Origin of the sequence: Lentzea sp. NBRC 105346 (assembly GCF_030269605.1) — a bacterium.
GTDB lineage: Bacteria > Actinomycetota > Actinomycetes > Mycobacteriales > Pseudonocardiaceae > Lentzea.
Map to the genome: position 1 here is coordinate 209,294 of NZ_BSTQ01000018.1, position 12,787 is coordinate 222,080.

General features: G+C 70.1%; 12 protein-coding genes. 6 read left to right on the plus strand and 6 right to left on the minus strand.

The genetic code is table 11. From position 1 onward, the window contains the following. Window positions 1–10 precede the first annotated feature (10 nt). Together QSK35_RS33265 and QSK35_RS33270 are read left to right on the plus strand one after the other, a co-directional pair. Window positions 11–949, plus strand: a complete 939-nt coding sequence (locus QSK35_RS33265) for a hypothetical protein (RefSeq protein WP_285751612.1) — start codon at window positions 11–13, stop codon at window positions 947–949. Continuing rightward, window positions 946–1,875: a nucleoside triphosphate pyrophosphohydrolase gene (locus tag QSK35_RS33270; RefSeq protein ID WP_285751613.1), complete on the plus strand. Its 930-nt coding sequence runs from the start codon at window positions 946–948 to the stop codon at window positions 1,873–1,875. The genes QSK35_RS33265 and QSK35_RS33270 overlap by 4 nt, the downstream gene beginning before the upstream one ends. Here QSK35_RS33270 and QSK35_RS33275 read toward each other — a convergent pair. Beyond that, a complete protein-coding gene (locus tag QSK35_RS33275; RefSeq protein ID WP_285751614.1) occupies window positions 1,862–2,362 on the minus strand; it encodes a hypothetical protein in 501 nt (166 codons plus the stop codon). The two genes, QSK35_RS33270 and QSK35_RS33275, sit on opposite strands and share 14 nt — an antisense overlap. A 127-nt stretch (window positions 2,363–2,489) precedes the next feature. On the opposite strand from QSK35_RS33275, the gene QSK35_RS33280 reads away from it, so the two are divergent. Both QSK35_RS33280 and QSK35_RS33285 read left to right on the plus strand, forming a co-directional pair. Then, on the plus strand, window positions 2,490–5,666 hold the full coding sequence (locus tag QSK35_RS33280; protein ID WP_285751615.1) for a S41 family peptidase: 3,177 nt from the start codon (window positions 2,490–2,492) through the stop codon (window positions 5,664–5,666). 91 nt (window positions 5,667–5,757) lie between these two features. Next, window positions 5,758–6,447: a hypothetical protein gene (locus tag QSK35_RS33285; protein WP_285751616.1), complete on the plus strand. Its 690-nt coding sequence runs from the start codon at window positions 5,758–5,760 to the stop codon at window positions 6,445–6,447. A 112-nt stretch (window positions 6,448–6,559) separates the two neighbouring features. Here the strand turns inward: QSK35_RS33285 and efeB are convergent, their stop codons facing one another. Genes efeB through efeU form a run of 3 tightly spaced genes read right to left on the minus strand, consistent with a single transcriptional unit; the run spans window position 6,560 to window position 9,755 of the window. Then, entirely contained in the window at window positions 6,560–7,804 is a 1,245-nt protein-coding gene (gene efeB / locus QSK35_RS33290; RefSeq protein WP_285751617.1) for an iron uptake transporter deferrochelatase/peroxidase subunit, read from the minus strand. Next, window positions 7,801–8,916 carry an iron uptake system protein EfeO gene (efeO, locus tag QSK35_RS33295; protein ID WP_285751618.1) on the minus strand — a complete coding sequence of 372 codons (1,116 nt, stop codon included), beginning with the start codon at window positions 8,914–8,916 and terminating at the stop codon, window positions 7,801–7,803. The genes efeB and efeO overlap by 4 nt, the downstream gene beginning before the upstream one ends. 14 nt (window positions 8,917–8,930) lie before the next feature. Next, window positions 8,931–9,755 carry an iron uptake transporter permease EfeU gene (gene efeU, locus QSK35_RS33300; RefSeq protein ID WP_285751619.1) on the minus strand — a complete coding sequence of 275 codons (825 nt, stop codon included), beginning with the start codon at window positions 9,753–9,755 and terminating at the stop codon, window positions 8,931–8,933. A 108-nt stretch (window positions 9,756–9,863) separates the two neighbouring features. On the opposite strand from efeU, the gene QSK35_RS33305 reads away from it, so the two are divergent. Both QSK35_RS33305 and QSK35_RS33310 read left to right on the plus strand, forming a co-directional pair. Further along, entirely contained in the window at window positions 9,864–10,706 is an 843-nt protein-coding gene (locus QSK35_RS33305) for a lytic transglycosylase domain-containing protein (protein ID WP_285751620.1), read from the plus strand. A 9-nt stretch (window positions 10,707–10,715) separates the two neighbouring features. Further along, window positions 10,716–11,447: a class I SAM-dependent methyltransferase gene (locus tag QSK35_RS33310; protein WP_285751621.1), complete on the plus strand. Its 732-nt coding sequence runs from the start codon at window positions 10,716–10,718 to the stop codon at window positions 11,445–11,447. 57 nt (window positions 11,448–11,504) lie between these two features. Here the strand turns inward: QSK35_RS33310 and QSK35_RS33315 are convergent, their stop codons facing one another. Both QSK35_RS33315 and QSK35_RS33320 read right to left on the minus strand, forming a co-directional pair. Next, complete coding sequence (locus tag QSK35_RS33315; protein WP_285751622.1) at window positions 11,505–11,882, minus strand: tetratricopeptide repeat protein; 378 nt, start codon at window positions 11,880–11,882, stop codon at window positions 11,505–11,507. Window positions 11,883–11,892: 10 nt separating this feature from the next. After that, window positions 11,893–12,786 carry a DMT family transporter gene (locus QSK35_RS33320; RefSeq protein WP_285751623.1) on the minus strand — a complete coding sequence of 298 codons (894 nt, stop codon included), beginning with the start codon at window positions 12,784–12,786 and terminating at the stop codon, window positions 11,893–11,895. Window position 12,787: the final 1 nt, after the last annotated feature.

Here is a 12,787-nt window from a genome sequence, read left to right on the forward strand (position 1 = left end):
GTTAGCGACCGTGAGCACTGTTCTGAAGCGTTTCTCGCTGCTCGGTGCTGCTGTGGGCCTGCTTGTCGCGGGCTGCGGCACGGGTCCCGCGCAGGCCGGTTCCGCCGTGATCATCGGCGACACGTCGATCCCGCTGGAGGTCGTCCAGCAACGGCTGGACACCGTCCTGAAGACCGAGCCCGAGGCGCGCAAGCTCCAGGAGCAGGGCAAGCTCGCGCAGGTCGCGAGCGCCATCGTGACGGACGTCGTCCGGCACGAGCTGCTCAAGCGCGCCGCCCAGCAGGAGGGCATCACGGTCGACGAGACCGAGGTGACCAAGACGCTGGAGAACGCGGGCGGCGCCGAGGAGGCCTCCAAGAACAACATCCACGACCCGGCGACGATCCGCGACCTGGTCCGGGACACGCTGATCCAGACCGAGCTGGGCCGCCGCTACATCGACCGGCTCGAGGTCACGATCGACTTCTTCTACACCAAGGACGGTCGCGACGCGATCGCCAAGGCGAAGGAGGTCGCGTCGAACCCGGACAAGATGAAGGAGTTCGTGCGCGACGCCCCGACGAGCGCCGAGGGCGCCCGGCTGGCCGAGCTGGGCAAGGTCGTGCGCACGTCCGAGACCCCGTCGCAGGGCCCGACGCTGCTGTTCGGCACGAAGCCGGGCACGGTCGTCGCGTTCCTGCCGGACCCGGCGAACGCCGAGTGGATGGTCGCCTACATCCAGGACCGCAAGACCAACGCCAAGGCCGGCAGCGGCGCCTCGGCCGAGGAGCTGAACCCGCGCGTGCTCGGCGACACCGGCCTGCGGATCACCCAGTTGATCGCGGACGAGGTGAAGGTCGAGGTCAACCCGCGGTTCGGCCAGTGGGACCCGGCCGTGATGGCCGTCGCGCCGAACGGCGAGGAGAAGTCCGGCTTCGTCGCGGTGGCCAGGAAGTCCACCAAACCGTGATCACCGTCGTCGTCCTGAGCGAACGGCTCGACGCCGTTCTCCCTGCGGCGGCGCTGCCCGCGTTGCGCTCGGCCTCGGCGGTCTACGCCGGGGCCGGCGTGCCGCTGGACTACTGGGCACCCCTCGGGGTGGACGGCCCGGCGCCCGCTTCGCTGCCCGACGGTTCCGTGGTGCTCACGACGGAGCCCGATGCGTATCCGGGTGCTGTCGTGATCTTCACGCCCGAGCCCGCCGGTTCGCGGTTGCTCGACGCGGCCGCGGTGATGGACCGGCTGCGGTCGCCCGGCGGCTGCCCGTGGGACGCCGAGCAGGACCACTCGTCGCTGCGCCAGTACCTGATCGAGGAGACGTACGAGCTCCTGGAAGCCATCGAGGACGGCGACCGTGGCGCGATGCGCGAGGAGCTCGGTGACGTGCTCCTGCAGGTGCTCTTCCACTCGCGGATCGCCGTGGAGCACCCTTCGGACGCTTTCTCCATCGACGACGTGTCCGCGGACCTGGTGGCGAAGCTCGTCGGACGGCACCCGCACGTCTTCGAGGGCCACGACCCGGCCGTGCACGACGCGACCTCGCAGCAGCACCGCTGGGAGGAGCTGAAGCAGGTCGAGAAGAAGCGTGAGTCCAGTGTGGACGGTGTGGCGCTCGGTCAGCCCGCGGTCGCGCTGGCGGCCAAGCTGGTGCAACGGGTTCGTCGAGCTGGTTTCCCGGTGGATCTGTTGCCCGAGGGTGACGACACCGGGGTGACGCTGTTCGCCGTTGCCGCCTTGGCGAAGCTCGCGGGTGAGGATCCCGAGACCGAGCTGCGGGCGATCTGCCGGAGGTTCGTGGCCAACGTGCGCGACGCCGAGTCCAAGGCCCGCGCCGAAGGGATCGAGTCCCTTTCAGCCGAGGACTGGCGCCGCTTCTGGACTGCTACGGAGCGGTGAACGTCACGGTGGACCGCCGCGCGGTCTGCGTGGTTCCGTCGCAGGGGGACGATGCGACGGCGTCGGTCACCTGGATGTAGCTGTAGCCCTTGTAGCGCCCGCCGATGACGGACCCGGTGCGTGAGCTCATGCGTTCACCGGAGTAGCCGACGGTCTTCACGACGGTGCTGTTGGGCGCGTGCTCGTTGTCCCACTTGTAGCGGTAGGACTCCGGGGTGGGGGAGTCGGCGGGAATCGGGCAGGAGAACGTCCCGCGGACCGCGCTCGTGCGCGAGCCCGTGAACGGCATGCCGGACGTCGGCACGCAGAGCAGTTCCTCGGTGGTGGTGCGGTTCGTCGCCCGGAAGGTGTTGCCGAGCGGCGGGTCGTACGTCGTCGTGACCACGCCCGAGCACACGATGATCGGGGCTTCGGCGGCTTGTGCCGGGAGCGCGGGCAACAGCAGAGCGCCTGCGACAGCGGCGATGACGGAGAATCTTCGTCTCATCTTTGCTCCCATTCCTGGGTGAGTGGAAACTCCACCAACGTGATCGAGCGATCACAGTGAGTGTTAACGAGACAAAGACAACGCCACTCGATCGTGTGCCTCACCAACAACAGCTAACGTCGATCACGTGACGTACCTACGGTTCCCGCATCTGCACGGCGATCTCGTTACGTTCGTCGCCGAGGACGACGTGTGGCTAGCCCCGCTCGACGGAGGCCGCGCGTGGCGGGTGAGCGCGGACCAGGTGCCCGTGCGCAACCCGCGGATCTCGCCGGACGGCGCGACGCTGGCGTGGACGAGCAGCGTCGACGGCGCGTACGAGGTGCGCGTGGCACCGGTCGAGGGCGGGCCCGCGACGCGGCTGACGTACTGGGGCAGCCACACCACCGGCGTGCGTGGGTGGACGCCCGACGGCCGGGTGCTCGTGACGAGCGCCGCCGGGCAGGCGAACACGAACCGCAGGCTGGCGCGCGCCGTCCCGATCGACGGCGGGCCGTCCGAGGTGCTGCCGTACGGCTGGGTGGGCGACGCCGGGTACGGGCCGGACGGGCAGGTGGTCGTCACCAGCGTCTACGGCAACGACCCCGCGTGGTGGAAGCGGTACCGCGGTGGCTCGGCGGGCAAGTTGTGGGTCGACGCCACCGGCGACGGCCAGTTCGAACGAATCCTCAAGGACCTCACGTCGTCGCTGACGAGCCCGATGTGGGTCGACGGGCGTATCGCGTTCCTGTCCGATCACGAGGGCGTCGGCTGCGTGTACTCCGTCAACCCCGACGGATCCGGTCTGCAGCGGCTGACCGAGCCCGGCGAGTTCTACGCCCGCGCGGCCAGCACGGACGGGCAGCGGATCGTCTACCAGCAGGGAGGCGAGCTCTGGCTGCTCGACGGCGAGACGCGCAGGCTCGACATCCGGCTCGGCGGGCCGCGCACCGGCCGGCAGCCCAAGCGGCTCAAGGCGGACGGCAACGTCGACTCGATCTGCCCGGACCACACCGGCCGCGCCAGCGCCGTCGAGGTGCAGGGGACCGTGCACTGGGTGACGCACAAGGATGGGCCCGTCCGCGCGCTGACCGAACGCTCGGACGTGCGGGCCCGGCTGCCGCGCGTGGTGGGGGAGACCGACCACGTCGTGTGGGTGACCGACGTGGAGGGCGAGGAGGGGCTGGAGATCTCGCCCGTCGGCGGCGTCGAGCCCGGCAACACGCCGCGGCGCATCGCGGTCGGGCAGCTGGGGCGCGTGATCACGCACGTCGTGTCGCCGGACGGCAGCCGCGTCGCGGTCGCCACGCACGACGGCCGGCTGCTGATCGTCATGGTGTCGTCCGGCGAGGTGCGCGAGGTCGTGTCCAGCGCCAACGGCAACGTCAGCAACCTCGCGTTCTCGCCGGACTCGAGCTGGCTCGCGTGGTCGCATCCGGGACCGAACCCGTTGCGGCACATCCGGATGGTCAACACGACCGACTTGTCCATTGTGGACGTGACGCCGCTGCGGTTCACGGACTTCTCGCCGTCGTTCACCGAGGACGGCAAGTTCCTGGCGTTCCTGAGCGTGCGCAGCTTCGACCCGGTGTACGACGCGCACGTGTTCGACCTGTCGTTCCCGACCGGCTGCCGCCCGCACCTGGTGCCGCTCGCCGCGACCACGCCGTCGCCGTTCGACCCGTTGCACAAGGGGCGCGCGATCGGCGGTGACGACGACAAGGACAAGAAGGACGACGAGGACGGCAAGCCTGCCACCAAGGTCGACCTCGACGGCCTCGCCGACCGCGTGGTGCCGATCCCGGTGCCCGCCGCGCACTACGCGTCGTTGCGGGCGGCCAAGGGCGGCCTGCTGTGGCTGCGCCGGCCGTTGGTCGGAGTGCTCGGAGACAACCTCGCGTCGCCGCAGTCGCGGCCGCCGCGCACGGTGCTGGAGCGGTTCGACCTGACCAAGCTGAAGGCCGAGGTGCTCGCGGACGGCGCCGACGGGTTCGCGGTCAGCGGCGACGGGCAGCGCATGATCGTCGACGACCGCGACGACCTGCGGGTGGTGCCGACGGACAGCAAGGTCGACGACGACTCCAGCGACTGCGTCGAGATCGACCTCTCCCGCATCCGCGTCGTCATCGACCCCGGTCAGCAGTGGCGGCAGGCGTACGCCGAGGCCGGCCGGCTGATGCGCGACCACTTCTGGCGCACGGACATGGGCGGCGTCGACTGGGTGGGCGTGCTCGACCGGTACCGGCCGCTGGTCGACCGGCTCGGCAGCCACGACGACCTCGTCGACCTGCTGTGGGAGGTCCAGGGCGAGCTCGGCACGTCCCACGCGTACGTTTACGGCCGCGGCGGCCGGTCCGACTCGGCGAAACGGCAGGGCCTGCTCGGCGCGGACATCACCCGTGACGACGACGGCGTGTGGCGCGTCAAGCGCGTCATCCCAGGCGAGACCTCGGACCCGGCGGCCCGTTCGCCGCTGGCCGCGCCCGGTGTGGCGGTGCGCGCGGGTGACGCGCTGGTGGCCGTCGACGGGCGTCCGGTCGAGACCCTGGCCGGGCCGGGACCGTTGCTCGTCGGCACCGCGGGCAAGCCGGTCGAGCTGACCGTGCGGCCCGGCGGGGGTGGCGAACCGCGGCGCGTCGTCGTCGTGCCGCTGGACGACGAGGGGCCGTTGCGTTACCACGCGTGGGTCGCCGACCGGCGGGCCCGCGTGCGCGAGCTGTCCGGTGGCCGGGTCGGCTACCTGCACGTTCCGGACATGATGGGCGCCGGCTGGGCGCAGCTGCACCGCGACCTGCGGGTGGAGGTCCAGCAGGAGGGGCTCGTGCTGGACGTGCGCGAGAACGCCGGCGGGCACACGTCCGAGCTGGTCATCGAGAAGCTCGGCCGGCGCGTGCTCGGCTGGTCGGTCGCGCGCGGGTTCACCGCGCCGGACAGCTACCCGTCGGACGCGCCGCGCGGCCCGGTCGTGGCGATCGCGGACGAGTTCGCCGGATCCGACGGCGACATCGTCAACGTGGCCATCAAGGAGCTCGGCCTCGGACCGGTCGTCGGCACGCGGACGTGGGGCGGCGTCATCGGCATCGACATGCGCTACACCCTTGTGGACGGCACTCTCGTCACCCAACCGAGGTACGCGACGTGGTTCGCCGGGCATGGCTGGGGAGTGGAGAACCATGGGGTCGACCCGGATGTCGAGGTGGTGATTACGCCCCAGGACCGGGCCGCGGGGCGCGATCCGCAACTGGAGAAGGCCGTTTCCCTTGTTTTGGAGGCCTTGGAAACCCGTCCGGCTGCTCACCCTCCGGAGTTGCCGCCGCTGCCGTAACCACCCGGTCGTGTGGCTAAAGAACTGATACGCACCGTTCCTTGTGGACGATCAACCAAGTGGAATTGATCGTCGTTCGGGGGTGGGAGCAGTGAGTCATCGTGATGAGCCGCGCAGCGGGCGCGGATGTTTCGGAGCCGTCGTCATCGTGCCGTTTCTGGCACTCGGCGGGATGTTCGCGCTGATCGCGTTGACCGGCACGCCGGAGGACAGCCCCGTCGGGGCCGCTCCGGCGACGCCCCGGCCCACGAACACCAGTCAGTGGTGGACCGAGCCGCTGGACCGGCCGGTCACCGCCACGGAGACCGTGGTCGTGGAGGCCCAGCAGCGCAAGGACATGCGCGGTGCGCTGCTCGCCGCGACGAGCCGCGTGACCATGACGAGCACCGCCACGGCGACCGTCACGGTCATCGAGACCTCGACGCGCTCGCAGCCGACCGGCCGCAACGAGACGACGAAGCCGAAGCCGCCGAACGAGACGAGCGTCGAGCCGACTCAGCCGACCGCGCCCGGCACCGTCTCGTCCACTGTGGAGCCTCCGCCGCCCGCGCCGACGTCGTCCGTCCTGCCGACGTTGCCGCCGGAGCCCTCGCTGCCGGCCGAGCCGCCGTCGGCCGAGCCGCCCGCGACGACCCCGCCGACGCCGCGGTCCGAGACGCCGACGCCGACTCCGGATCCGTCGGTGACGCCGGACCCGTCGTCCGTCACGCCGCCGCCTTCGGCCGTGGAGCCGACCGAGCCGCCAGCCCCTTCCGCGTCAGAGGCTGGTGCCGGGTCGTGAGTGCTTTCCGTTCCCCCGACGACGGGAACCACTCACGACCCTGAGAAACCGCAGCGGGTCCCTTCGATGCCGATTCCGCCCGGCACCGCGGGGACCCGCTGTGGTGTGCGCGTTACTTGAAGAGCGTGTCGCCCCAGTACCCACCGGGCTTCACGCCGGGCGGCACGGCGAAGTGGCCCGACCCGGTGTGCTCGACGTACTCCATCATCTCGTCCTTGCTGGACAAGGCCTGCTGCATAGGCACGAACTGCTTGCGCGAGTCCCGGTTGAAGCCGATGAAGAACAGCCCGGCGTCGAGGTGCCCGAGCCCGTCGCTGCCGTCGGTGAAGTTGTAGCCGCGACGCAGGATCCTGGCCCCGTTCAACGACTCCGGCGACGCGAGGCGGATGTGCGCGACCTCGCCGATGAGCGGCAGCCCGCCCTTGCCGTGCACGTGCAGGTCCGGCTCGTCGAACTCCTTCTCCTGCCCGAGCGGCGCGCCCTCGCCCTTGGTGCGGCCGATGATGCCTTCCTGCTCGGTCAACGAGGTGCGGTCCCAGATCTCGATGTGCATCCGGATGCGCCGCGACACCAGGTACGTGCCGCCGGTCAGCCAGTCCGGGCCGTCGCCCTTCCGCACCCACACGTGCTCGCGCAGCATGTCGGTGTCCTCGGCCTTGATGTTGCGCGTGCCGTCCTTGAACCCGAACAGGTTGCGCGGCGTCACCTGCGACCGTGACGTCGAGGAGGTGCGGCCGAAGCCGAGCTGCGACCAGCGCACCGAGACCGCGCCGAACCCGATCCGGACCAGGTTGCGGATCGCGTGCACGGCGACCTGCGGGTCGTTCGCGCACGCCTGGATGCACAGGTCACCGTTGCTGCGCTTGGGATCCAGCTGGTCCAGCGGGAAGTTCGGCAGGTCGATCAACGCCTCCGGGCGTTGGTCCTTGACGCCGAACCGGTCGTCGAACAGCGACGGCCCGAAGCCGACGGTCAGCGACAGCGCCGACGCAGGCAGATCCAGCGCCTCACCCGTGTCCTTGGGCGGGGCGTCCGGGATGCCGCCGACGGCGCCGTTCTCGTGCGCCTCCTTGCCCGCGGTCATCCGCTCGGCGGCCTTCGTCCACTCGCGCAACAGGTCCACGAGCTCGCTGCGCTTGGTCGTCTTCACGTCCAGCGACACGAAGTGCATGCGGTCCTGTGCGGGCGTGACGATGCCCGCCTGCACGTCACCGTGGAACGGAACCTGCGCCGCGGCGAGGTTCTCGATCTCCGGGTCGGGGCGGCCGGCGAACGCGCCGACCGCGGCACCCGCGCCCGCGAGCGCCGCACCGGCGCCCGCGAGACCCAGCAAACGCCTACGCGGTAATCCAGTCACTTGGCCGCCACCACTTCCGAAACCTTGCTGACCGGCTCGCCGAGCGCGTCGACGGCCTCGGCCAGCGCCTTGACCTCGTCCTGGGTGAGCTCGTTGTAGAGCTTGAAACCGTCACCCTTGCGGTGCTTCTCCAGCGCGGTGTCGACCGCCTTGAACTTGTCGTCCAGCGTCTTGGCGAGCGCGGGGTCCTTGGCATTGATCACCGGGCGCAGCGCGGCGACCGCGGCCTGTGAACCGTCCACGTTGGACCGGAAGTCCCACAGGTCGGTGTGCGAGTAGCGGTCCTCCTCACCGGTGACCTTGCCGGTGGCGACCTCGTCGAGCAGCTCCTTGGCGCCGTTGGCGAGCTGCGTCGGGTTCAGCTCGACCGCCTTCGCCTTGGCGACGATGTCCTTGACGTCGGTCAGCAGCTGGTCGGCGACCTTGGCCGAGTCGTCCTTCAGCCCGTCGACCCAGAGATCCTTCTCCAGGCGGTGGAAGCCGGTCCACTCGGTGCCGGGCTCGACCGTGTCCTCGCGGCCGTCGATCTTCGGGTCGAGGTCGCCGAAGCTCTCCGCGACGGGCTCGATGCGCTCCCAGTAGATGCGCGACACCGGGAACAGCGCCTTGGCGTCGTCGACCTTCTTGTCCTTGACCGCCTTGACGAACTCCTCGGTCTTCACCAGCAGCTGGTCGGCCTGCGAGTTGACGTAGCGCTGGTAGCTCTTGGTGGCCTCGGCGAGCTGGGCGTCGGCGTCGGTCGCCTTCTTGGCGTCACCGGTGACGGTGAACTCGCCGCGGATGCCGTCGCCCTTCATGCCCGGCTTGCAGGCGGTCTGGAACCTGCCCGCCTCGCCGACCTCGACGATCAGCTTGCGGCTCAGGCCGGGGCCGATGTTCTCGACCTCGCCGAGGATGCGGTCGCCCTCGGCATAGAGGTAGAACTCGGTGACCTTGGTGCCCTTGTTCGTGACCTCGAACGTGACGTTGCCGGTGTTCGCGTTGGTCCGCGCCACCTTGCAGGCGTCGTCGGTCGCCTCGACCGCGATGGCGCCGCCCGCGTCCTGCTTGGCATTGCCACCGCACGCCGAGAGCAGGGCGAGCGAACCGATGATGACGAGTGCCTTGCGCACGGGTCTCTCCAGTGTCAGTTGGTTGCGGCGACGCGCGTACGCGGCCGGATCAGGAACAGGGGGAGCACGATCGCGACATAGGTGACCCACGCGATCGCCTGCAGCCACGAGGTCTGCTGCGAGTAGTTGAAGATCCCCTTGAGCAGGGCGCCGTACCAGGACGACTCGGGGATCGTGTCGGTGACGTCGAACGCCAGGCTGTGCAGGCCGGGCAGGAACGCCGCCTCCTGCAGGTCGTGGATGCCGTAGGACAGCACGCCCGCGGCGACGAAGACCAGCAGGGCGCCGGTGATGGTGAAGAACTTGGTGAGGTTGAACCGCACCGCGCCCGCGTACAGCAGCCAGGCCAGCACGATCGACACCGCGATGCCGGCGAGGAACCCGATCAGCGGTTCCGTCGTGCCGCCGCCCGCGCTCTGCACGCTCGAGTAGAAGAACACGGCCGTTTCGAGGCCCTCGCGGCCAACGGACAAAAAGGACACGGTGATTACCGCGAGTGGACCGATGTTCAACGCTTCGTCCAATTTTCCGCGGAGGTCCGCCGCAATCGTGCGGGCCGTCGCGCGCATCCAGAAGATCATTCCGGTGACGAACGCGACCGCGATGATGGACATGACACCGCCGAACAGCTCCTGCTGCTCGAACGTCATGTTCGCGGCGGTGAACGTGATCAGCGCGCCGAAGCCGACGCTCAGCGCGACAGCGGTGCCGACGCCGGCCCACACCCACTTGAGCGCGTGTTTTCGATCGGTCTTGACCAAAAAGGCGACGAGGATGCTCACGACGAGTGCCGCCTCGAGCCCCTCGCGGAGACCGATCAGGCCATTGTTGAGCAACATCGGACCACCTTCACTTTGGATAGGGCAGCCTGAATTTAGGTAAGCCTCCCCTCCGTGTCCAGGCGCCATTGCGGGGGTTTCATCACACGAGCGCGCTAGCCTGGACAGGTGGTCCTCCCCTCGCCGCCGAAGGAGTCCGCAGAGGTAGCCCCGGTTCGCGCACGTCGCGGCGGGGTGGGCAACCTTTTCGGTCGTGTCGCGCTCGTGCTCGTCCTGGTCGCGTTCATCGCGGGCGGGGCGTGGGCGCTCGGCGCGCTGAACCGCAAGGACGTCGATCCACTGGCACCGCCGCCGTTCCTCGTGCCGCTGCAGGAGGTCTCGCCGGGCGCCGCCGCGCCGGGGGCCGCTCAGCTGCCGCAACCGGCCCAGCAGCAGCAAGGCGCCGACCCGGTCGACGAGTGGGCGCGCCGCGTCTCGTCGAAGACGGACATCCCCGTGCGCGCACTCAAGGCGTACGCGCAGGCCGACGTGATCATGCAGTCCCAGGCGCCCGCGTGCCGCATGTCGTGGGCGACGCTGGCCGGAATCGGGCGCGTCGAGTCACACCACGGCTCGATCTTCGGCGCCCGCCTGCAGGACACGGGCCTGCCGTCCAAGCCGATCATCGGGGTGCCGCTGAACGGGTCACCGGGGGTGCGCGCGATCCACGACACCGACGGCGGCGCCTACGACGGCGACACGACGTGGGACCGCGCCGTCGGCCCGATGCAGTTCATCCCCGGCACGTGGCAGCGCTGGGCGCAGCGCGCCGCGGGGGACGGGCTGCAGGCGGACCCTCAGAACATCGACGACGCCGCGCTGACGGCCGCGCGGTACCTGTGCGCGGGTGGACGTGACGTCGGAACCGGGGCAGGGTGGTGGCAGGCGATCATGTCCTACAACAACTCGGTCGAGTACGGCCGCAACGTGTTCAGCGGCGCGGACGCCTACGCGCGCGCCAGCCTGTCCTGAAGGGGGACCATGCGGATCGTCGGCGGAGGCGCTTCCGACGTCGAGCGGTTGAAGCGGATCCAGTCCAGCACCGACGAGTTCACGCGGGCCAACATCCTGGGTCTCGGGCTGCCCGCCTCGGCTTCCTGCCTGGAGCTGGGCGCCGGAGCCGGCGGGGTGGCCGCGTGGCTGGGATCCGAGTACGAGTCCGTGCTCGCGGTGGACATCGACACCTCGGCGCTGGGCTCGTTGCCCGGCAACGTGAAGGTGCTGGAAGCGGACATCACCGCGGCCGACTTCTCGCCCGGCGAGTTCGACCTCGTGCACTGCCGGTTCGTGCTGAGCCACCTCCCGTCGCGCAACGAGGTCGTGCGGCGGGCGGCGTCGTGGTTGCGGCCCGGCGGGTGGCTGGTGCTGACCGAGCCGTTCCACCTCGACACCTCCGCGTCGCCTTCGCCCGCTGTCGCCCGAGTGCTGGAGGCGTACTGGAAGTTCGCGGTGCAGGGTGGGGCGGACCTGCGGTGGTCGCGCCAGATGCCCTACCAGCTGGCCTCGGCGGGCCTGACGGACATCGACTTCGTGGCGCGGCCGGGTTTGCTCGGCGGCGGTGCACGAGACCGCTGGCACGCACTGCTGGCCCCGATCGCCGATCAGCTGGACGTGGCCCAGTCAGACATCGACGAGGTCTTCGCACTCCTGAAACGGGACGACTTCCTGGACATCCCCCAGGTGATCATCGCAGCGTGGGGGCGCCGCCCCTAACGCTATGAAGGGAGCTTTCCAAGCGCTCAGCGCTTGCAAAGCTCCCCCCATGGCAACTCAGCGGTCGCGCTCGACCGCGATTCGTGCGCTGACCTCACCCAGTGCTTCCTGGTACTCGGGCGAGGGGTTCATCGCGGCCGCCATCCGCAGCTGCGCCAGCGCCTCGGGCAGCCGGCTCTGCCGTTGCAGCGTGCGGCCCAGCGCGAACCGGGCGTAGTGGTCGCTCGGGTCCAGGTCCAACACCTTGCGGAACGCCTCCTCGGCGCGCTGCAGCTGCGCCGAACCCAGGTACGCCCGGCCGGCGAGCAGCTGGACGCTCGGGGCGTCCGGTGCCGCCTCGAGCACGACGCGTAGCTCGCGCAACGCCTCCAGTGGCCGCCGGTCGGCCAGCAGCGCCTCGGCCCGGCGGAACGCGTCGAAGGTGCTGTCCGTCATTCGATCAACGCTACCTATCGTTCACAGGTTCTTCGACTGCCGTCCGGATGACAGGACTCGAAGGTGTGGCGGTTCCGAGCCTGCAGGCGACCACTCCGAGCACCAGTCCGGCCAGCACGCCGTAGGTGATCTCCTGGCCGAGCAACGGCCACGCGATCAGCGCCGTCACGGACGGCACCACGCACGACAGGGTCGTCATCCGCGCGGCGCCACCGATGCGCACGCCGACCAGGAACAGCGACGACCCACCCAGCGAGTTGACGACGACCAGCCACACCATGGCGAGCCAGAACCGCGACCAGTCGGTGACGCCCGCGGTCTCGGTGAGCGACAGCAACGCCACCACGGGCACCGACACGAGGTGCTGCACGGCGTTGCCCGAGCGGACGTCGACGTCGCGGCAGAACCGCTGCTGGTACACGCTTCCCGCGACGAACGCGAGCATGCCCAGCACCGTGAAGACCGCTCCGGAACCAGGTGTCCGCAGCCGGTCACCGAGTGCGAACAGCACCGCGGCGACACCGAGCCCGAGGCCGACGAGCTGCCACGGCCCGATGCGCGTGCGGAACACCCGCGCCGCCAGCACCGCGGTGAGCACCGGAGCGCACGAGATCACCAGGGCGGTCACGGCCGCCGGCACGCCGAGCCGCAGTCCCAGGTAGACACCGGAGAACTGGAAGGCCTGGATCAGCAACCCGGCCACGCCGGTGTGCACGAGCGCCCGGCCGCGCGGCCACGGCGCCCGCATGACCACGGCGATCAGCGCCAGCAACGCGGCCGCGATCAGGAAGCGGATCGTCGTCAGCAGGAACGGCGGGGCCACCGCGACCCCGAGCACACCGACGGCGTAGCCGGACGCCCACACGACCACCATGAGCGTGGCGAACCACGCCGGTATGCGCACG

What these genes read in the sequence shown, in the direction of transcription:
- QSK35_RS33275 (WP_285751614.1), bottom strand. Translation starts at nt 2,362, where the DNA reads ATGAGACGAAGATTCTCCGTCATCGCCGCTGTCGCAGGCGCTCTGCTG.
- efeU (WP_285751619.1), bottom strand. Translation starts at nt 9,755, where the DNA reads ATGTTGCTCAACAATGGCCTGATCGGTCTCCGCGAGGGGCTCGAGGCG.
- QSK35_RS33310 (WP_285751621.1), top strand. Translation starts at nt 10,716, where the DNA reads ATGCGGATCGTCGGCGGAGGCGCTTCCGACGTCGAGCGGTTGAAGCGG.
- QSK35_RS33315 (WP_285751622.1), bottom strand. Translation starts at nt 11,882, where the DNA reads ATGACGGACAGCACCTTCGACGCGTTCCGCCGGGCCGAGGCGCTGCTG.